18 protein-coding genes and 3 pseudogenes are annotated in these 20,236 nt (G+C 40.4%); 6 read left to right on the forward strand and 15 right to left on the reverse strand.

Annotated elements, in window-relative coordinates; genetic code table 11:
• Positions 1–104: 104 nt before the first annotated feature.
• Positions 105–611 (forward strand): DUF3189 family protein, encoded by a 507-nt coding sequence (locus tag QYF49_RS09920; RefSeq protein WP_290399453.1) that lies wholly within the window; start codon positions 105–107, stop codon positions 609–611.
• 519 nt (positions 612–1,130) lie between these two features.
• Here the strand turns inward: QYF49_RS09920 and QYF49_RS09925 are convergent.
• Positions 1,131–2,006 (reverse strand): LysR family transcriptional regulator, encoded by an 876-nt coding sequence (locus QYF49_RS09925; protein ID WP_290399454.1) that lies wholly within the window; start codon positions 2,004–2,006, stop codon positions 1,131–1,133.
• A gap of 435 nt (positions 2,007–2,441) precedes the next feature.
• On the opposite strand from QYF49_RS09925, the gene QYF49_RS09930 reads away from it, so the two are divergent.
• Positions 2,442–3,455 carry an acyltransferase gene (locus QYF49_RS09930; protein ID WP_290399455.1) on the forward strand — a complete coding sequence of 338 codons (1,014 nt, stop codon included), beginning with the start codon at positions 2,442–2,444 and terminating at the stop codon, positions 3,453–3,455.
• 209 nt (positions 3,456–3,664) lie between these two features.
• Here the strand turns inward: QYF49_RS09930 and QYF49_RS25745 are convergent, their stop codons facing one another.
• From QYF49_RS25745 to QYF49_RS09985, 13 genes and pseudogenes are all read right to left on the reverse strand, one after another.
• Entirely contained in the window at positions 3,665–3,901 is a 237-nt protein-coding gene (locus tag QYF49_RS25745) for a GMC oxidoreductase (RefSeq protein ID WP_354005821.1), read from the reverse strand.
• Between the two features lie 298 nt (positions 3,902–4,199).
• Positions 4,200–5,045, reverse strand: coding sequence for a hypothetical protein (locus tag QYF49_RS09935; protein ID WP_290399456.1), 846 nt, complete (start codon positions 5,043–5,045; stop codon positions 4,200–4,202).
• Between the two features lie 15 nt (positions 5,046–5,060).
• Positions 5,061–7,481 carry a heavy metal translocating P-type ATPase gene (locus tag QYF49_RS09940; RefSeq protein WP_290399457.1) on the reverse strand — a complete coding sequence of 807 codons (2,421 nt, stop codon included), beginning with the start codon at positions 7,479–7,481 and terminating at the stop codon, positions 5,061–5,063.
• Positions 7,482–7,558: 77 nt separating this feature from the next.
• The gene (gene copZ / locus QYF49_RS09945) at positions 7,559–7,765 is read right to left on the reverse strand and encodes a copper chaperone CopZ (RefSeq protein WP_290399458.1); all 207 of its coding nucleotides are present in this window, start codon (positions 7,763–7,765) and stop codon (positions 7,559–7,561) included.
• A gap of 19 nt (positions 7,766–7,784) precedes the next feature.
• On the reverse strand, positions 7,785–8,114 hold the full coding sequence (locus QYF49_RS09950; protein WP_290399459.1) for a metal-sensitive transcriptional regulator: 330 nt from the start codon (positions 8,112–8,114) through the stop codon (positions 7,785–7,787).
• A gap of 744 nt (positions 8,115–8,858) precedes the next feature.
• Positions 8,859–8,945 (reverse strand): annotated as a pseudogene (locus QYF49_RS26005) (helicase-related protein); the annotation flags it as partial.
• 640 nt (positions 8,946–9,585) lie between these two features.
• Positions 9,586–10,794, reverse strand: a complete 1,209-nt coding sequence (locus QYF49_RS09955) for an aminotransferase A (protein WP_290399460.1) — start codon at positions 10,792–10,794, stop codon at positions 9,586–9,588.
• Positions 10,795–10,813: 19 nt separating this feature from the next.
• On the reverse strand, positions 10,814–11,485 hold the full coding sequence (locus QYF49_RS09960) for a GntR family transcriptional regulator (protein WP_256227341.1): 672 nt from the start codon (positions 11,483–11,485) through the stop codon (positions 10,814–10,816).
• Positions 11,486–11,540: 55 nt separating this feature from the next.
• A complete protein-coding gene (locus QYF49_RS09965) occupies positions 11,541–12,248 on the reverse strand; it encodes an ABC transporter ATP-binding protein (RefSeq protein WP_290399461.1) in 708 nt (235 codons plus the stop codon).
• Positions 12,241–13,014, reverse strand: coding sequence for an ABC transporter ATP-binding protein (locus tag QYF49_RS09970; protein ID WP_290399462.1), 774 nt, complete (start codon positions 13,012–13,014; stop codon positions 12,241–12,243). The genes QYF49_RS09965 and QYF49_RS09970 overlap by 8 nt, the downstream gene beginning before the upstream one ends.
• Positions 12,989–13,996 (reverse strand): branched-chain amino acid ABC transporter permease, encoded by a 1,008-nt coding sequence (locus tag QYF49_RS09975; protein WP_290399463.1) that lies wholly within the window; start codon positions 13,994–13,996, stop codon positions 12,989–12,991. Before QYF49_RS09975 ends, QYF49_RS09970 begins: the two co-directional genes overlap by 26 nt.
• Positions 13,993–14,865 carry a branched-chain amino acid ABC transporter permease gene (locus tag QYF49_RS09980; protein WP_290399464.1) on the reverse strand — a complete coding sequence of 291 codons (873 nt, stop codon included), beginning with the start codon at positions 14,863–14,865 and terminating at the stop codon, positions 13,993–13,995. The genes QYF49_RS09975 and QYF49_RS09980 overlap by 4 nt, the downstream gene beginning before the upstream one ends.
• Positions 14,866–14,887: 22 nt before the next feature.
• Positions 14,888–16,072, reverse strand: coding sequence for an ABC transporter substrate-binding protein (locus tag QYF49_RS09985; protein ID WP_290399465.1), 1,185 nt, complete (start codon positions 16,070–16,072; stop codon positions 14,888–14,890).
• 147 nt (positions 16,073–16,219) lie between these two features.
• On the opposite strand from QYF49_RS09985, the gene QYF49_RS09990 reads away from it, so the two are divergent.
• From QYF49_RS09990 to QYF49_RS10000, 3 genes are all read left to right on the forward strand, one after another.
• A complete protein-coding gene (locus tag QYF49_RS09990; protein WP_290399466.1) occupies positions 16,220–17,611 on the forward strand; it encodes an FAD-binding oxidoreductase in 1,392 nt (463 codons plus the stop codon).
• A gap of 98 nt (positions 17,612–17,709) precedes the next feature.
• Positions 17,710–18,111 (forward strand): hypothetical protein, encoded by a 402-nt coding sequence (locus tag QYF49_RS09995; RefSeq protein ID WP_290399467.1) that lies wholly within the window; start codon positions 17,710–17,712, stop codon positions 18,109–18,111.
• A 400-nt stretch (positions 18,112–18,511) separates the two neighbouring features.
• Positions 18,512–18,964: a VOC family protein gene (locus QYF49_RS10000; RefSeq protein ID WP_290399468.1), complete on the forward strand. Its 453-nt coding sequence runs from the start codon at positions 18,512–18,514 to the stop codon at positions 18,962–18,964.
• A gap of 68 nt (positions 18,965–19,032) precedes the next feature.
• Here the strand turns inward: QYF49_RS10000 and QYF49_RS10005 are convergent.
• Positions 19,033–19,414, reverse strand: a pseudogene (locus QYF49_RS10005) (IS66 family transposase); the annotation flags it as partial.
• Between QYF49_RS10005 and QYF49_RS10010 the strand changes: the two are divergent.
• A pseudogene (locus tag QYF49_RS10010) lies at positions 19,415–19,696 on the forward strand (tyrosine-type recombinase/integrase); the annotation flags it as partial.
• Positions 19,697–20,236: the final 540 nt, after the last annotated feature.

Below are 20,236 nucleotides of genomic sequence, written 5' to 3' on the forward strand. Positions count from 1 at the left end.
ACGATTGTTGATAATATAACCCTTAACCAGGTACCCAGGTATGTATTCTTTAGGGTTAGATAAAAATAGAAAATATCAAATCCTTACAGATATTGGAGGAAAATATGATTTATATTTATAATGATTATGGCGGAACACATACTACTTCTTTAGCTGCTGCATATCACTTGAAAGAATTACAAAGCAATAAGCCCCTTACAACCGAAGATATCTTAAGTGTCCGTTATTTTAATAAACTTAATACATCAGACATGGGTACAATTATATTTCATGGTTTGGATGAAGAAGGAGATTCAGTTTATACAATTGGTCGAGGAAATTCAAAAGTGTTAGTTCCGAGCCTAGAAAATTTAAGCTTATTGTTACAGGAAAAATTTAATCAAGATGAAAAGATAATCTTTTCAAATACATCCCCAACTGTACCCTTTGCCATGACAATTGGAGGTTTATTATCCAGAAGGCTAAAAATGGATTCACTGGGTGTTCCTTTACTTGTTAAAGGTGCTAAGCAGGCAAAAGGCGAAATTATTAGATTAGTTCAACATACAAAAGAAAAAGCTCGTTCTACCCACGAAAAGGTACTCGTGTTAGAAAACACCCATATTCAATAGTTTTTTTGGGTGCAAGGTTTAAAGTTTACGGCCTGCCTGTGGAATGCTTTCCAACAAACCTTTGCTCTATGCCACATGACTGACCGGTGTGGAACTTGTGGCAATAAACGTTATAATCTGTTAAATATTCCGATTCGGAGCACATGTATCTCTCCTCAATAAGAAGCGGTTCCATCTTCGGCAGTAGGCGCATCGCCGCTTGCACTGAACAAATTAAGAACAGCATAAAAAACCCCTCCATACCAATGGTATCAAAGGGTTTCTTTATTTTAATAAATGCACATAGATTGGTCGAGATTTTGGTCCATCATATTACCTTACATTCTGATAATCCGTACATGTTCAATTGACCTTAAACGTTCTAGGACCACCTTTAGTTTTCGGCGTCCAAAATTAATGGATCTCCATCAGTAAGTAGGACGTTATAAATTTCAGGTGTTCTTTCAGGATAATCCAATCTTCACTTACATCAGACATGGCATCTTTTATATCTCAGCGAAATAGGCCATATTGTGAGAATCATGTGAAATGTTCGTTTAACCATAAGGTCGATGCTGCTATAAATTTTTCGGCAGCTGGCGGAAGATTTTTGAAGGATATCGAACCGATGCCGATGGACGAAATTGCTCGATCATCTGAAAGGGGTATTTTCCTTACTCCATCAGGAAGATTATGTAAAGCAATGTCTGGCAGGATCGCTACACCAAGGGAGTTTTTTGCCATAGAGATAACAGCCTGTTCATCATCTAAACGAAAAGCAATTTCAGGAGAAAGTTTATTTGATTTCAACATATCATGGATGATTTTAAGGGTAGAATTTTGGAGAATCAGCTTCTCTTCATTCAGTGCATTTGGCTTTATAGAATTTTCGGCACCAAGATGGTGGGTTTCCGGCACAACACAGCAAAACGCTTCTCGCTTTAAATGGAGAACCTCCAAATCGGCAGCAGGCAGCATTAAAAAACCGAAATCAACAATCCCCTGAGAAATCCACAGAGAGATTTCCTCCTGTTTCCCCTCCACAATGTCTACTTTTATATGCGGATATAGATCCATGAATTTTTTCAATATTCCAGGAAGCCATACAGCAGAAATAGATGAAAATGTGCCGATCCTAACAGTCCCTATTTCTAGTCCAATTATTTCCCCGGCCTCCTGAAGCATCTTTTCATTTAAATATAGAATTTCCCTAATATATAACAACATTCGCTCACCGTTTACAGTTAGCCTGATGCCTGCTTTATTACGGGTCAATAAGGAAAACCCCAGCTCTTTTTCCAAGCTGGAAATGGCATGACTTACCCCTGATTGAGATATATTTAATGATTCACTTGCTTTTGTTAAGCTGCCAAGTTCTACTACTGTATGAAATATTTCATATTTGCCTATCGACAAATTCATCCCTCTTTATATTAATTTTACTCATAATATAACATAAAAAATGAATTTTATTCATCATATTCCGACAAAAAAGGAGACTGTTTGGCAGTCTCCCTCTTGAACTATAATCATATACTCTTCAGCACTCATAAAGTAATCCCGGTCAGTATCTTTAGCCACTGCTGTGATTCTTTCCATTAAAGGGTCAGATTGTTGATTACTATAAATCCAATCATTTCGACATAGAACTCTCTCTGTACAGCTTTGAAAAAAATAAAAAGGAATGAAATTTTATATCATATCCCTTCTATAAAAATAGGAAGATTTTTGGTATTGAAATAACGTTGTATCAGGAAATTTTAAAAAGTCGAGAGGCTTTCAAGAGAAACAAAGACATAAGTTGCCACGAAAGGTATAGGACTAAACAAATTAATGAGAAAGGATTAAGCAATGAGGATTTTATATTTAGATGCATTAAGAGTGTTTGCAACTATAGCAGTTGTTGTTTTGCACACAGCAGCCCCGTTTTTATATGAAATGAACAATATCGGTGAGCATCAATGGATGGTAATGAATGTTTTTGATTCATTCACGAGATGGTGCGTGCCAATCTTTATCATTATTAGCGGGGCGTTGTTATTAAACGGAAAATCTGAGCCACTTAATACCTTTTTTAAAAAAAGGTCGTCCAAAGTGGTTATACCATTTATCGGCTGGAGCGTCTTTTATTATGTGTATCAGGTTTATCAAAATAAAGCGGAGTTATCCGGGACATCGTTTATTATAGCGTTTCTGGAGAACGACGTTTTTTATCATCTCTGGTTTCTTTATATGCTGCTCGGTCTTTATTTAATTGTCCCTATCCTGAAAATTTATGTACAAAACGCCAGCAATAAAAATCTTGCTTATTTTATTGTATTATGGTTTATTGGTGCAAGTGGTTATGCCGCTGTCAAAAAGTTTTTAGGGATATCCATAGGAATTGATATTCCAGTGGTTGTCGGTTACGTTGGTTATTTTGTACTTGGTTATTATTTAACCAAAGTAAATGTGAACAATCTATTCCGTAAATCGCTCTATATTATGGCGATTGTTGCGTTAATTGGGACCGTAGCCGGAACTTTCTATGTAACCCATCTTAGAAACGGCCAGTTTTTTGATTACTTTTATAGTTACCTTGCTCCCAATATTATCGTTTTGTCGATAGCACTTTTCATATTTTTTAAGCATAATTATGTAAAGATGGATCAGGCGATTCCTAGCCCCATCATTAAAGAAATCAGCAAAGCAAGTCTTGGCATTTACCTACTGCATCCTTTTATTCTTAAAATTTTACCGATTGATGCGATGTTTATACACCCTTTAGTTGGAATGTTGTTTACAAGCATGCTTGCCTTGGCTATTTCCTATTGCATTGTACGGATTTTGCAGTCCATTCCACATGTTAAAGCGCTGGTTCCATAAACGCGCGAGGCTTAAGACAAAAAAAACTTCCAAAGTGATACTATTATAAGTACAGAATGGCTCGCAGCGTATACAATGAAAGTGAATAATTGGAATCACTATAAAGGCTATCCTTTCGAAGAGGTAGCCTTTTCTACATTTGTAATGCCAAAACCCCTGTAAGACAGTACAAAATTTTTCGATCCTTTGAGTATTTGAGTCCAAACCTGTCACAGGTATCCTAAATCATCCGACTTTGGTTTAAAATAGGGCCATGGAAAGATCAGCGACTTTTGGGTTTTCCTACCAAAGACATTTAAGAAGCCATCTACAACTCCTTCCCCCATATTCTGACCCATCTTACATTGACCTCCATAATGATTGAGAGCTGTAAAAGAGGCTCTGGCATAATCAGCAAGATGGGTCATCAGGATTTGCCAACGGATAAAAGTTAAAAAACCGCCCATCTGCTGATGGAGCGGTTCATTTTACTTTTAATTATTTTCGTTCTTTTGTTGAACCTGAGGTGCAAATTTATATCCATTAAAGGAATATGTGATAAATTCATCTAGTCTTTGTAATTCCGTGTCATATTCTTATACCAGTCACCATCAGGATAAACAACTGCCGCTGGACCATCTTGGCATCGGCCATTACATAGTGTCAGTGTGGTATGAATTTCGTTTGTTAACCCCAGCCCTTTTGATTCACTTCTAATCGCTTTCGTGGTTTCTTCAGCCCCGTTGCATAATAATACTTGTTTAGTCACACCTGACCGTGAATGTTTTCCTTCACTTCAATAACAAAAGGATATACATTGACCTTGCCATTGAATTTAAATTCCGCCCAGATTTTATACACGCCTGGTTGATCAAATTGGGTCTCAAATTTTGTTTCCTTCTCTGAAACAGGATGTACATGAACGTATTTATCTCCTTTTTCATCTAAGATGACCACATGGCCAAGCGCCCCTAAATAAGGTTGTGGGGTGCCTTTATTAAACGAGAAGCTCAATGTGACGGGTTCTTTTGCTTTAAACGTGTCTGGTGTCATGGTGACCGTATGATCGCCTATTGTTTTCGCAAAGGTTGTTTCTGGTTTTAAGGTTGCATCTTTATCATGCGCATGATTCGTTCCTACTTCTATCGGTAATGGCTTCACCATGTATTCTTTATTTTTCGGTTTAATGTCGATAAACGCTTTGTAAGTACCGTCCGACAGTTTCTTCGCCACCTGGAATTGCCCTTTTCCTATTTTCTCTGGATGCAAATGGTAATACTGTTTTAAATCCTCACTAACGATAATCAAATGCATGTTTTTCTCATGGTTCACTTCTAGTTGGTCAACGGGTTCCCCGACCTTATCTTTTAACTCAATACGCATCTTTCCATCTGCATGAACAATCATAGGGTCTACTTCACTTTCTGTTTGCATCCCATCGTTATGTTCTTCATGGCTTCCATGTTCACCCGGTTCTTTTGAAGAATTGTGTTCGGTATGATTGTCTGTTGGATTACCAGCTAATGATGCGTAAACAGAATATCCTCCGATCACTAGTGCAAGGATGATAACAGCCGATAATGCCCAACGTATGACGAAATTATTTTGCACTGCTGAAAGCCCCCTTTACAATTTCACTTTTTGTAATCTTAATGCGTTTAGTACAACCGAAACGGAGCTAAAGGCCATCGCTGCTCCCGCAAGCCATGGTGCTAAAAATCCAAGAGCTGCAACAGGTATACCCAACACGTTGTAGCCAAACGCCCAGAACAGATTTTGTTTGATGTTTCGAATCGTTTTCTTACTCATATAAATGGCATCCGCTATACTGTTCAGATCGCCCCTTATTAACGTGACATCGGCAGCTTCCATCGCCACATCGGTCCCGGTTCCGATGGCCATTCCGATATCTGCAAGGGCAAGAGCCGGCGCATCATTAATGCCGTCTCCTACCATAGCCACCGTTTTGCCTTGTTGCTGCAGCTTTTTCACTTCTTCCGCTTTTCCTTCCGGTAAAATTTCAGCAATGACATGGTGTATTCCCACCTCTTGTGCAATAGCGTCCGCTGTCTGTTGATTGTCACCAGTAATCATGATGACCTTGAGACCCATACTCTTCAAACGAGAAACAGCTCGCTGAGAAGTATCTTTGATGGTATCAGCTACAGCGATAATCCCCGCATAGTTGTTTTCAATTGCAATCATCATCGCCGTTTTTCCATTCCGCTCGAGTTCTTCCATGGCCGTATCTGCGTCGTGAATGGTGATGTTGTTTTCTTTCATCAATTTACGTGTACCGATGAATATCTTTTTATCGTCAACAACAGCTTGAATGCCATATCCTGGGATCGCATCGAATTCACTGGATGAAGGCAGTTGTATTCCTTTCTCCTGAATTCCTTGTACGATGGCTTGAGCCAGAGGATGTTCTGAATTTTTCTCTGCAGCACCCACTAATTTTAGGACTTCTTCTTCTGTAAACGGCTGCATTAGGATAACATCGGTTAATTCTGGTGTCCCATTGGTCACGGTTCCTGTTTTATCTAATATGATCGTATCAATCCTGTGAGTTGTTTCTAAATGTTCCCCGCCCTTAAACAATATCCCATATTCGGCCGAACGACCTGATCCGGCCATTATGGATGTTGGCGTAGCTAAACCCAAGGCACAAGGACAAGCAATAACGAGTACGGCTATAAGTTTTTCAAGAGCTGCAGCAAAATCCCCTGGGCTTACCCATAGGTACCAAATCAAGAAAGTTAAAACAGCAATTCCCACCACGATGGGTACGAAAACCCCTGAGATCTTATCCGCTAAGCGTTGAATCGGCGCTTTTGACCCCTGAGCCTCTTCTACCACCTTGATAATTTGGGCCAATGCTGTATCGCGGCCCACTTTGATAGCTTTGATTTTTAAGAAACCGTTCTTATTGATAGTGGCCCCATTCACGGAATCTCCCACCGTTTTATCGATCGGTACACTTTCACCTGTGAGCATTGATTCATCCAAAGCTGAACGTCCCTCAATAATTTCACCATCCACAGGAACTTTTTCGCCGGGTTTGATATAAACCACATCACCCACTTCTACTTCTTCAATGGGAATTTCTTTTTCTTCCCCGTTTCGAACGACAATCGCTGTTTTAGCCTGTAAACCCATTAACTTTTTGATGGCTTCAGACGATCGTCCTTTTGCTTTTGCTTCAAAGAGCTTTCCGAGTAAAATTAGCGTGATTAACACAGCAGAAGTTTCAAAATAGAGCTCAACCATTACTCCATTGGAACCCATTGAGAGAACGGAGAGATACAGACTATAAAAATAGGCGGCTGAAGTGCCTAATGCTACAAGCACATCCATATTGGCACTTTTATTTCTTAACGCTTTATACGCTCCAATATAAAATTGTTTACCGACAACAAATTGTACAGGAGTTGCCAGTGCCAGCTGGACCCATGGATTCATAAACATCTCAGGCATGTAGATAAAGGATGTAAATTCAAAGTGAGAGACCATCGCCCAAAGTAAAGGGATCGATAATATAAGAGAGAATATGAACTTCCCTTTTTGTTTTTCAATCTCTAGTGCACGATGATCCCCTTGTTCCTGATCATTTTCCTTTTTAAGGCTTGCATCGTAACCTAAATTTTGAACCTTTTTCACCATGTCAGCAATCGACACTTCACCCGGATTGTATTCAACCGCTGCGGTTTCCAAAGCTAAATTCACATTCGCTCTGTTTACACCGGGAAGCTTATTTAATCCTTTCTCGATTCGGGTGGAGCATGCTGCGCACGTCATTCCAGAGATATTAAATTCTGTTTTCTCTGAGACCGTCCCGTAACCTAAATCCTCTATCTTTTTTTGCAAGTCGGATACTGTAATAACCGTTGGATCATAAGAGACGGTCGATTTTTCTAGTGCAAGATTCACATTAGCTTGGTTAACACCCTCTAGTTTATTCAACCCTTTTTCAATACGAATCGCACAAGCAGCACAGGTCATACCCGTGATTTGCAAGTTGGTTTCTTTTGATTTTGCAGATTCCATTCCTTTACCTCCTATATACCTATATAGGGTATATTTAGATTCAAAAGATAGCGTGCTAAACAGCACGCAAGTTTATCTTAGGCCACATCGTATCCTTGGTCATCGATTGTTTCTTTAATTTTTTCTAAGGAAACTTTATTTGAATCGAACGTAACATCTACTTTTCCTTCGCTTAAGTTAACCTTTACTTCGGTTACACCAGCCAGTTTACCCACGTTTCCTTCAATAGCATTCACACAATGATTGCAAGACATCCCTTTAACCTTCAACGTTTTCTTTTCCATTTTATTTACCTCACTTTTCTTATTTCATTAATTTTTTAACCGTGACAAGAAACTCATCCAGCACTGCATCATCGCCTTCTTGAATTCGCTCTAACACACAACTTTTCAGATGACCTTCTAGCAATATTTTTCCGACACTATTTAGCGCAGATTGTATAGCAGATAATTGAGTAAGTACGTCATCACAATAGGTGTCACGCTCAATTAACCCTTTTACGCCGCGAATCTGTCCTTCAATACGATTTAAGCGTGTTGTTAAATTATTTTTTACTTTATCAGAATGATGACTTTTACGTTCTTCATGGGCACAACAGCTTTCTTCTAGTTCTTCTGAAGTGTTAAGTTCCATGGGGTGTCACCTCCTTTTTTACATAATACTATACCCCCCTACCCTATGTAAAGCCCAGCAGTTTCACTCAAAGTGCCATTGGCACGCAAAGTAAAACATATGAAAACAAAAACCCCTTAACACCAATGGTGTCAAGGGGTTTTTTTAGTCTTAATACATGGACATATATTGTTCACGTTCCCAAGGGTGAACTTGTGTGCGGAACATATACTGCGTGTCTTTCTATGCTTGATGATGACTAAAACCCGCATGAAATCAACACTATTGCAAAGTAAGCACATATTTAAATACATTAAAGTTGAAGCTCAGGTGGTCAAAAAGTGGTCAGTTTGGTGGTCAATTTTTCATCCTTTAACTGAACCATTCCACCACTTTCATATAATACAGCTCCTTTTCAACAGAGAAATAGTGCATAGTAGTATATTTTTGACCCAATAATCATGTTTCACAGAACCTGAAACCAATATTTTTACCATCTCTTCTCTCAATAGAAATTCTCCATAATTAATGCCTCCATTTGTTGCGAGTAAAATAATAGGTAAATAGGAAGCTAATCAATATAAACGGAAAGATAAAGAATCCTAGAGTAGCCTATATGTTTTCACTAATTGAAATTCTTCAGTAACCTTGTTTTCATTTACCACATAAACATAAACCAAATGCTCAATCTCAGTGTAATCATCGTAACGAATGGCTTGCAAAATGTCTGCTGGTGAATTTGTCACAATAATAAACCTTACAGCATCGTTGGCCAATACGATGAATCCGACCCATCCGTTGTTCCAGCCGATTTGGATTCCAAGGAATATCTTAATTAATCATTTGGTTGCAAATAGATCATCTATGTCTATGTTGCGATTCACCGCTGTTTAAACGGGAGAAGATATCGTGATCGACTTAGCTAAAAACATTGAATGTTCCTTTCCTTGCCAAATTATGATGAAACACAAAATTTTTGTATTCGGTATCAGCACTATTGCCTTTTGTTTCAACGTCAGCAATCAACGCTAGTACATTTTCGGATTTTAATCACTTTCTCATCCTGTACAAACCAATAGTACTTGATATACCTGACATTAAAAAAGACACCCGCTAAGGAATCCTTATGTATTCATTCATTTGGATCACATCAGTTATTTAAGAAGAGTAAAAGATAAATAACAAAGAAATTTTTACTTTGGAATGTCTAATAACGATTCCAATTCCCAAGCATAACACAGTAAAAAGAGCAAAGCCTACACCTTGTAATTTCCCTATTTACTTGCTGCCCCCTTTTTTTCTCTAAGTAAATATCCGCCCGTAAAACGGGAAACTCCTCCAGCTGCCAAAGAGGAAGAAGGGAAGAAAAAAGGTTGTTAACATCGCTTTAAAAGCGATTTATCAAGTATTTGCTTGTTTAATCCTCCCTACACTCAAAACAGGAGATGTTTACATTTTTATGGTTAATGAAAACAGCTCCTGTTGGTTGTTCCTATTCGATACGGTTTTTAGGAACTAGCCCTTTCGGAATATTAGCCCTATTGATTTTTTTATTTTTAACAAACCTTTCTATCCTATTTAATCCTTCTTCTAACTGTTGAAGAGAATTGGCAAAAGAGATTCGGATGAAACCTTCTCCGAAAGGTGTAAATGCATCACCAGGCACCACCCCCACTCCCTCAGATCGAAGCAACTGCATGGCGAAATCAAACGATTTCATGTTCCACTTTTTAATAGAAGGAAAGAGGTAAAAGGCACCGTCTGGTTTAACGACATCAAACCCCATATTAACCAGCCGCTCATACATGTAATCTCTCCGCTTTTTGTATTCCTTTCTCATTTCCAATGGATCGTTCGTTCCATTAGTTAACGCTTCAATGGCAGCGTATTGACTAATAGAACTAGCACAAACGGAATTATACATATGAACTTTCAACATTTCCTCCGCCAGGTACGAGGGTGCACAGACGTAGCCGATTCGCCAACCGGTCATGGAATGAGATTTGGATATACCGTTCACTACAATGGTTTTGGCACGTAAACTAGAATACGAAGCAATGGAATGATGGCTTCCGTCATAAACCAGTTCGCTGTAGATTTCATCTGAAATGACAAAAATTTCTTTTTCGATAAGAAGCCTCGCGATCTTTTCGAGCTCTCCCTCACCTATTAATTTCCCTGTGGGGTTTGATGGATAGGTTAACACGATACATCGGGTTTTCTTTGTTATATGTTTTTCTATCATCTCTGCAGTCAGTAAAAATCCGTTTCTACTCGTATCTAGATAAACGGGTACGGCCCCACAAAGTTCGATTAACGGCTCATATCCTGGATAACTCGGCGCAGGCAAGATGACTTCACAGCCTTCTTCTAGTATGGTACGGAAAGCCGTATCGATCGCCTCACTCGCTCCATTCGTTATAATGATCTCGTTTTCAGGGTTGTAGGCTAGCCTGTACTTATCATACATCATATTACTTACGGCTGTTCTCAGCTCAAGCAATCCGGCGTTCAATGTATAATCCGTTTTATTTTCGATAATGGCGGATATTCCTATGTTCTTAATATGGTCTGGTGTATGAAAGTCTGGCTGTCCAAGCGTTAAATTAATGGCTTCGGGGTAATCCACTAACATGTTCGAAAATTTTCGTATACCTGTGACCTCTAACTTTTTTACCCTTTTATTCACCAGATGTTTCATGCCGAACCTCCAACTTAACTCAGTGTAAAGAGGAAGCTTGATACCCTCTTATCCTGTTTTCAACGTTCTGGATATGTGTTTTCATCGCTCTACCCGCTTCCTCTGGATTTCCTTTTTGAAGAGCCTTTAAAATGGATACATGTTCTTCGTATGCCGTTTTGGAACCATACTCCAATGTTTTTGACAGTATTAGATACCGGCGATGGAGGTTATTGTTCAGTTGTTCAATAAATTGCTGGAGTTTTTGATTTGGATTCAGCTTCGCTAATGAAAGGTGAAATTCGGCATCTAGCTGAATAAATTGGTACAAATCGTTATCTTCAATGGCTTTTTTCTGTTCTTCCACCAATTCAACAAGCTCGCTCATCTTCTCCTCCGAGATTGGTATTCTCACAATCTGTTCAACATTGAAGGGCTCCAACAGCACACGCAGCTGCAGAAAGTTTTCGATATCATTGGGGGTGTACTCCGCCACTCGAGCGATCTTTCCGGAGCGCAAATCTACTAAACCTTCATATGATAGTTTTTCAATGGCTTTTTTTAGAGGAGTCCTGCTAATACCTAACATCGAAGCGATCGCTTCCTCGGGTAAATGTTCACCTGGAGAAAACCTCCCTTCGATGATGGCCTGCTTGATTTCACGATATGCCTGTTCTGCCAATGTTTCTGATTGAGTTAATTTTTTCAGCATATTGTCTCACTCCTGTCCTTCCCTGCTTATCGTCAGTCGACTTCAACACTTGTAATTACCCTGCACCTAGATAAACCTCTTTGATTTTCTCTAATTCGTTATCATTCATTTCTTGGGATTCATAAACCATTCTTCCCATATCCATGACATAAAGCCGATCAATTACATTTAAAGCTGCCACAGCATTTTGCTCCACCAATAATATCGTAGTCCCGTCTTGTGCAATTTTCTTTACCGCGTTAAATACGGATCTGACAATGATAGGAGCTAAGCCCATCGACGGTTCATCTAGGATCAACAAGCTGGGTTTTGTCACGAGTGCTCGCGCGATCGCCAGCATCTGCTGCTCTCCCCCGCTTAACGTTCCACCGAGTTGATTCCATCGTTCCTTAAGCTTAGGAAATAACGCTAAGGCATAATCCAGCTGTTCTTGCGGGTTGACTCTTTTTTTTACATTGTCCAAACCGACGTGAAGATTCTCGGCCACTGTCATCTTAGAGAAAATGTTCCTTCCCTGAGGAACATGGGCAATCCCAAGATTGAGCAGTTTAGATGGCGGGACATGCGTTAAGTTTTTTCCCTGATAGTTTATCGTTCCGGCGCGTGTTTTTATTAAATTGGAAATGGTTTTTAATAAGGTGGTTTTACCCACCCCATTAGCTCCTAAAATCCCCACGATTTCCCCTGAGTTTACATTCAAGCTAACACCCTGCAACACAGTAATATCGCCATAACCGCTCCGTAATCCTTGGATCTCAAGCATGGTCTTCCCCTCCTAAATAAGCCCGAATGACCAACTCATCTTCAGAAATCTCCTTCGGTGTGCCATCTGCAATTTTTTGTCCGTGGTCGAGCACGATGATTCGATCAGCTAATGACATAATGACCTTCATATTGTGTTCAACGAGAACAACAGAGATCCCACGATTTCGAATGGAGAGAATAAGTTCGCATAATTGATCGGATTCCTGCGGACTAAATCCTGCGCCCGGTTCATCGAGCAAAAGAACTTTCGGGCGGGTCATAAGAGCCCTCGCAATCTCAACCCTTCTTCTCTCCTCCAAGGAAAGGGCACTTATTTCTTCCTGCGCTTTATGCCCAATCCCCAGCAGCTGCAGAAGTTCCATTGCTTTATTGGTGATTTGCTGTTCCGTTTTTCTCCATCGAACCGTCCTACCCAAAACGTCAAGTAATCCCCGTTTCGTATATAAATGGCCTCCGATTAATAAATTTTCGATCACTGTCAATTCGTTGAGAAGACGAATGGTTTGAAAACTGCGGCCGATCCCCATTTTCACCATTTGCCAGGCGTCCTTCTTGGAAACATATCCGTTATCTATTTGGATCTGTCCCGCCGATGGCCGCTGCAGGCCAGTCAATACATTCAACAATGTGGACTTCCCTGCTCCGTTGGGACCGATAATTCCTAGAATCTCACCCGCTTTTACGTCCACATCCACTTTTTTAACCGCCCAGAGTCCACCAAATTTTACAGATACCTGTTCAGCTTTGACTAAAATCTTGCTCATCCAATTCCCTCCTACGGTCCTTTAACTTTAGTTGGGACGCAATACCCCTTTTTCTCAATTTCTTACTGATAAAGGGATAGATTCCTTCTGGAAGGAAAACGATAACAGTTACAAGAATCGCTCTGTATATGATGAGGCGAAGTTCGTTTAAAGCCCTCAGAGATTCACTAAGAACGGTCAATACCCCTGCTCCCACTAATGGACCAAACAACGTACCTGGCCCCCCGAGAATGGCCGTCGTGATAATGGTAATGGATTGGTTTAAATCAAACGTTTCCGGACTGATAAAGGTCATGAATCCCGCATAAAGACCGCCTGCTATCCCAGCAATCCCCCCACTTAAGGAAAACGCCATGAGTTTATAACCGTAAACATTGATCCCGCTCACTTGTGCAGATATTTCATCGTGCCGAATACATTTCCACGCTCTCCCGATGGCTGAATTAACCACGAGATGAACCATTAACACAACCACCATTAAACAAAAAAGGGAAAAACCTAAAAAGTAGTTCTCATACTGTAATGAAATACCGAACAACTCCGGTGGAGCTATTCCTCTTATTCCGTTGGGTCCACCCGTTAACGATGTCCAGTTGTTAAAAATCACATTGACAATAATCCCAAAACCAAGTGTTGCTATCCCCAGGAAGTGCCCTTTAAGCTGCGTGGTAGGCAATCCTAGAATTAACCCGGTAAGACTTGTCAAAATGAAAGCAGCTAACAAGGCCAGCCAAAAGGACCAGTGCCATTGTGTGGTCAAAAGGCCGACCGTGTAAGCACCTATGCCATAAAACCCAGCTTGTCCGAGTGAGACCTGACCTGTATAACCCACCAGAAGGTTCACACTTACCGCTAGCATGGCCGCAATGACTGCAAAAACCGCTACGCGCAAAATATAAAGGTTTTGCAAATACAAGCTAGATAGGATACAGATCATTCCTACAAGAATACACGTCCAAAACAGGATCCGGTTTCGATTCATACCTTCTCCCCCTGCACTTTGGTAAGAATCCCTTGAGGTTTTAAAATTAGGACTACAAATAAAACCGTAAACACGATGGCATCCTGAAAACCGGTCGAAATGTAGCCCCCGGCAAAGCTCTCAATCAGCCCTACAATAACTCCTCCGGCGATCGCACCTGAGACATTTCCCATCCCTCCAAGAACCACTACCACGAATGCCTTTAAAGTAAGGGAAATTCCCATGGTGGGATACACATTATAAACAGGAGCAAGCAATGCGCCGGCGATGCCCGTCAACGCCACTCCCAATATGAAGGTCATGAAGGATATTCGTTTCGTTGGGACCCCATAAAGTGTCGCTGTATCAGGATCAAGAGAAGCGGCTTGAACGGAACGCCCGAATTTTGTATGTTTTAACAATAGGAACGTTGCCAAACACAGAATAAAGCTAATAACCACAATTAAAACCCGCTGCTGCGAAATAAAGATGCCTCCCAGGTTAAAGCTTTCTCCAGATAAAGGGCTTTTTACGACCTGAGGGTTAGGGGAGAATAGATATTGGGCAAGATTGACCAGGAAAAGAGAAACCCCTAATGAACTAAGCATCATATTAATATGATTGCTTTGCCGCAGTGGATAAAACGCTAAAAGATGTACGAGCAGTCCTATGATTCCTGCCACTGCAAAACCGATGACTACGGCCAGCGGATAGGACACACCTTCTTGAACAAGGAAAAAAGCGCTAAATCCTCCTATCATCGCAAATTCCCCTTGCGCAAAATTGGCTAATCCCATCACTCCATAAATCAATGTTAATCCCAATGCAACCAGTGAATACAAGGCTCCTAAAACGAGCCCATTAACAAGAGTCTGCGCAAATTCAACCATCCTTGCCTCCTGTAAAAGTAATTTATTCTGGACGGAAAATAACCGTTTGTGCACCATCTTTGATTTGTGCCATCCAAACTTTTGTGGTGGCTTGTCCGTCTTCCTGGAACGAGATGCTTCCCATGACACCCTGATAATTACTGATGGAGTGAAGTGCGTCATTCACTTTTTTGTTATCTAATGTCTTTGCCTTTTTAACTCCTTCTGCATATAGGTTTACCGCATCATAAGTTGCAGCGGAATAATAAGCATCGGGTTTGTCACCAAATTTGGTTTTATAAGCATTTACAAACGTCTCAATCTTTTTGTCCCCTTTAATGGGCGTGAAATACTCGGTATGAATCATACCGTCTGCCGCTTTTCCGGCTAACTTAATAGGCGCCGCTCCACTAAAACCACCAAAGCTATACCACTGGGTTTTCATACCCAAATCCTGGGCCTGTTTTAAAACAAGAGCACCTTCGGCGACAAGTCCACTGATGACAATCCCGTCTGGTTTCTCGCCCTTAATTTTTGTCAATTGGTCGTTAAATTCCTTTTGCCCAACGTTGTAATATTCAACGTTAACGATTTCCCCGCCACCTTTTTCAAAGAAGCTTTTAAAATCTTCAGACAGCCCTCTTCCGTAATCTGTATTTTCAGCAATGATGGCAAGCTTTTTATGCGGCTGTTTCTTTAATATGTAGTCTACGAACATCTTGGCCTGCATGGAGTTGTTGGCTACATTTCGGTAGACGTTGGTATAGTCTGATTCTGTTATGGAGTTTGCAACCGCCACAGGGACAAAACTAGGAATGTCTTGTTTGGAGGTAATTCCGATATCCGTTAAGGTATCCGAACTCTTCAGGGTTCCAATCCATGCATTAATGCGATCCTCTGTCACTAACCGTTGGGTCACCTTTACGGATTCACTTGGATTGGCCTGATCATCCTGGATAATGAGCTTTATTTTTTTCCCCAAAATGCCTCCCTTCTTATTAATCTCATCCACTGCTAACTTGGCCCCATTTTCCATTTGTTTCCCGTACAATGCCCCGCCGCCAGAAAGCTGTGAAACGAAGCCAATTTTAATCTCCTCTTTTGAACCGGATGATTTACTCGATGATGCTTGATCCGCGCCTTTTGGTGGAGCACAGGCATTGAGTAAACTCAATACTAAGATTGCTGTTCCACACATTCCCACCGTTTTCAATCGCCATTTGTTCAAGTTCATTCCTCCTCATCCATTTTAAGTTCTGTATACCAAATCCTGTATACAGAAAATTATATAGTGTGCTACTATAGGTGTAAACAGAATTTTCAGTATATTCACAAATTTACTTTTGCGTATCAATCCACTAAAGGAGGGCTGGGAATGATTCTTGCAGAGGAGCTAACCAAGATTCTTTCTTCTGATCAAGTCACACAGAACCTGACGATTCTTCAACAACATAGCCAAGATGAGTCTTTCCATGAACCGCATCTTCCGGATGTTGTGGTTTTCCCCAAAAGCTCTAACGACGTTAGCCGAATTCTATCGTTTGCAAATGAACACAGAATTCCTGTTGTTCCATTTGGAGCAGGGTCTGGACTGGAAGGGCACGCCATCCCCGTTCAGGGAGGAATCACCCTGGATTTTGCTTTAATGAATCGAATCTTAGAGATTTATCCTTCTGATTTTTGTGTGAAAGTACAACCGGGAGTGACCCGGTTGCAGTTAAATAAAGAACTGAAAAAATATGGCTTATTCTTTTCTGTAGATCCTGGAGCTGATGCAACCTTAGGAGGAATGGCTGCCACAAACGCGAGCGGTACAACGGCCGTACGCTATGGGATCATGCGTGACCAGGTACGAGATCTAGAGGTTGTTTTAGCGGATGGGCGTACAATTCATACTGGAGGCCAAGCTGTAAAATCTTCGTCTGGTTACCATTTGAATGGGCTGTTTACGGGATCAGAGGGAACGTTAGGCGTATTTACGGAACTCACATTGAAAGTTTATGGTATTCCAGAATGTGTGATGGCGGCCAGAGCCGCCTTTCCTACTGTAAAACAAGCCCTAAATACTGCAACCTCCATATTAACTGCTGGCATTCCCATTGCTAAAATGGAATTGGTCGATTCACGCTCCATCTTACAGATGAATCGATTTCAAGAGACAGACTATCCAGTCATGCCCACTCTTTTCTTAGAATTTCATGGTAACGACAACGGATTAGAGCAGGAAACAGCGTTTACCAGACTTATAGCGGAAGAACAAGCATGTGTGGATTTTATTTACGAGTCAGACTCTAAAGAAAGAAAAAAACTGTGGAAGGCACGACATCACCTATCCTATGCATTTCGGCATGGATCTCCTGGGAAGCATATTGAAGGAACGGATGTCTGTGTTCCTCTCTCATGCCTTGCAGATTCCATTGAACATGCCAGAAAGAAAATGGAAGAGGCCGATATAGATGGTGCAGTTATTGGCCACATCGGAGATGGAAATTACCATACGCTTCTAGTTATCGATCCTGATGACCCCAATGATAGGAAGAAAGCACATGAGATCAACAAGGCTATCGTAGAATTCGCCTTACAACATGGAGGCACATGTACAGGGGAACACGGTGTAGGTCTAGGAAAAATAAGGTATCAGCGGACAGAGCATGGAAATGCTCTCGATGTAATGATGGACCTAAAAAGATTACTAGATCCAAACCATATCTTGAATCCAGGAAAACTGTTTCCAATGAGTTCGCCATCTACACTTAATATTAATTGAACAGGAGAAAGAGTGCATGTTAATGATTAGTGGAAAACAGGTTTTTTGGCCTGCTTGTTTTCAAAATAATGCGAATAATAAAGGAAGAAACCAGATTAATGGTCGCTATCTTTAGAAAAGACAAAACTAAAACGATATTCTATTTGAAATTGCTATATCTACAAATGAAATATTATATGTGCATACACATAAAAAAAATTAAAACCATTTTAATTGAAGAAACCAATCTAGAAAGAATGACAACGGTGGATTCTACAGCTGAGGAACTTTCTGATAAATATGGCCTGAAAGATGCACCTACAGAAAATATACCCGAAGATGTTACAGGTATTAAATTTGATTCAGAAGAAGAACTTGCAATTTTCCTAGAGAACGTCTACCCAACAACTTCAACAAATTCAGCAACTTGCTCAACAGTGTGCACAACAGCTTCAACAACAACACAATTTTTAATCTTCAGATTAAACCACACGTTAAGGTGTGGTTTTTTTTGGAAATAAGAAGAAGTGTTCCCAAAAATGATGCTAATTAAGGATTTGCAGGGTTTGCTGATGTAATAGTCCTTTTATTTGTTTCATTTGTTCAGCTGTCATTGAACGGGGTCTTGTCTTCAATTCGGAAGTAAACAAGTGGGCTAATTCCTCTTTATAGGTCAGCCGCCTTGCTTCCCCCTCTTAAACTATCGCCATCTCCTGCTTCTGCATATACATTCCCCTCTTCAGGAGCAAGACTAGGATATCACTTTAGCTACCTAAAATGGAATCCCGCCTGTCCAAAAGATTAATTTGGAAAAAGGTAAGCCTAAAATACTTCCCACCTAGAATCAATAGAGGAATTTGAAGTTCTTGAACAGAATAATTATGAGGTAATAAATTTGTACACATACGAGGAGATAAAACTATGGCAAAAAACAAATTACTAAGAATGGACAATGTCGGGATCGTTGTAAAATCCCTTGATGACGCAATCCCTTTCTTCGAGGAGATTGGCTTGAAGCTCGAAGGGCGAGCCACTGTAGAAGGTGAATGGGCTGGTCGCGTAACCGGACTGGGTTCTCAGTGTGTAGAGATTGCTATGATGGTTACCCCAGATGGCCACAGCCGACTTGAACTTTCGCGATTTCTCACCCCACCTACTATATCAGATCACCGGACTGCTCCTGTAAACGCCCTCGGTTATCTACGCGTCATGTTCACCGTTGAAGACATTGACGAAATGGTATCTAGACTTACTAAGTATGGTGCTCAGCTCGTTGGCGAAGTGGTTCAGTACGAGGACTCGTATCGGCTCTGCTACATTCGTGGAACCGAAGGACTTTTAATCGGTTTGGCGGAACAACTCGGTAACAAATAAGTAACTGACGTTTTATAAGTAAGCATATAACAGCCCCCACCTATTAACAAGATGAGGACTGAAGTATACTAGTTTTTATTTGGAACTCTACAATGAACGAGTAGTGTCGTCGACCAGGGAAGTAAACGGTCTATGATGTCTGGATCCTGTGTTTCTACATAAGGAAGTTGTTCAAACAGATAACTGAGATAAGGGAAAGGGTTTAGCCCATTTTCTTTAGCGGATTCAATTATTGCACTAACTTTAGCACCAACGTGATGTATTGGCGAAGAGCCAATTTTTCCGACCAATTACAAAGGGTTTAATCAAACGTTCACTGCGATTATTATCTATTTCCAAACGCCCATCCAACAAAAACGCCTCTAGCTTATCCCACTGGTTGCGGCAATACGTAATCTCCTGTCCAACAGCGCTTTTTGGCAGAACACGCTTCTGCTGCGTAGATAGCCATTTTGTAGAAACGATGGGAACTATATGCCAAAATCGAGTTTATTTAATTCCTTTTCACGTATATTGAAGAGAGCGAGTATTGATCCCCTCCCTATTCACTCAACGAGACATACACACGCCTTCCTCTTACTGGAAGCCGGAGCAGATATGAAATACGTACAGGAACGATTAGGCCATGGTAGTATTCAGGTTACTTCAGTTGTATATGCACATATATCTAAGAAAATCGAACAAGACACTATGGGTAAGTTCGAGGATCACATGAAACGTGTTCTCGAATAATTTTTTTGAATTTATTGTGGGTGTTTTGTGGATGAAGATCTTTATCAAGGTATGAATTAAATTTCACCCACAAAACAAAAACCCCTTAACACCAATGGTGTCAAGGGGTTTGGCTTTTAATACATGCTCATGTATTGTTCACGTTCCCAAGGATGAACTTGTGTACGGAACATATCCCTCCCCTTTTTTTATTTCAAAATATGTAAAAAATGCTGTTATATCAGCTTTTTTAATTTATTGCTTTTCAAGATATTTATTATCATTTTAAATTATTTTGGTCCAATTTTGGTCGGAATTTTGGTCCAACTTAACTAAGGGATCAGATCTATAAATTATTTTTCTTGTTGATCCTTCACAATTGCACCCTTTTGTTGAATAAGAATGGGGTTGTTATCACAATCACCTTTATGTACATTACTTTTCAAAGACTCCATACCCCCAAAACTTGGAGAATTATAAATCCTGTTTTATACACAATTCCATACTCTAAGTATATCATTAAAAGTGTTAAAGCCTCTCCCCAACCACTGTACATCCAAT

The sequence above is a fragment of the Fictibacillus terranigra genome (assembly GCF_030412265.1).
GTDB classification, from domain to species: Bacteria; Bacillota; Bacilli; order Bacillales; family Fictibacillaceae; genus Fictibacillus_C; species Fictibacillus_C terrinigri.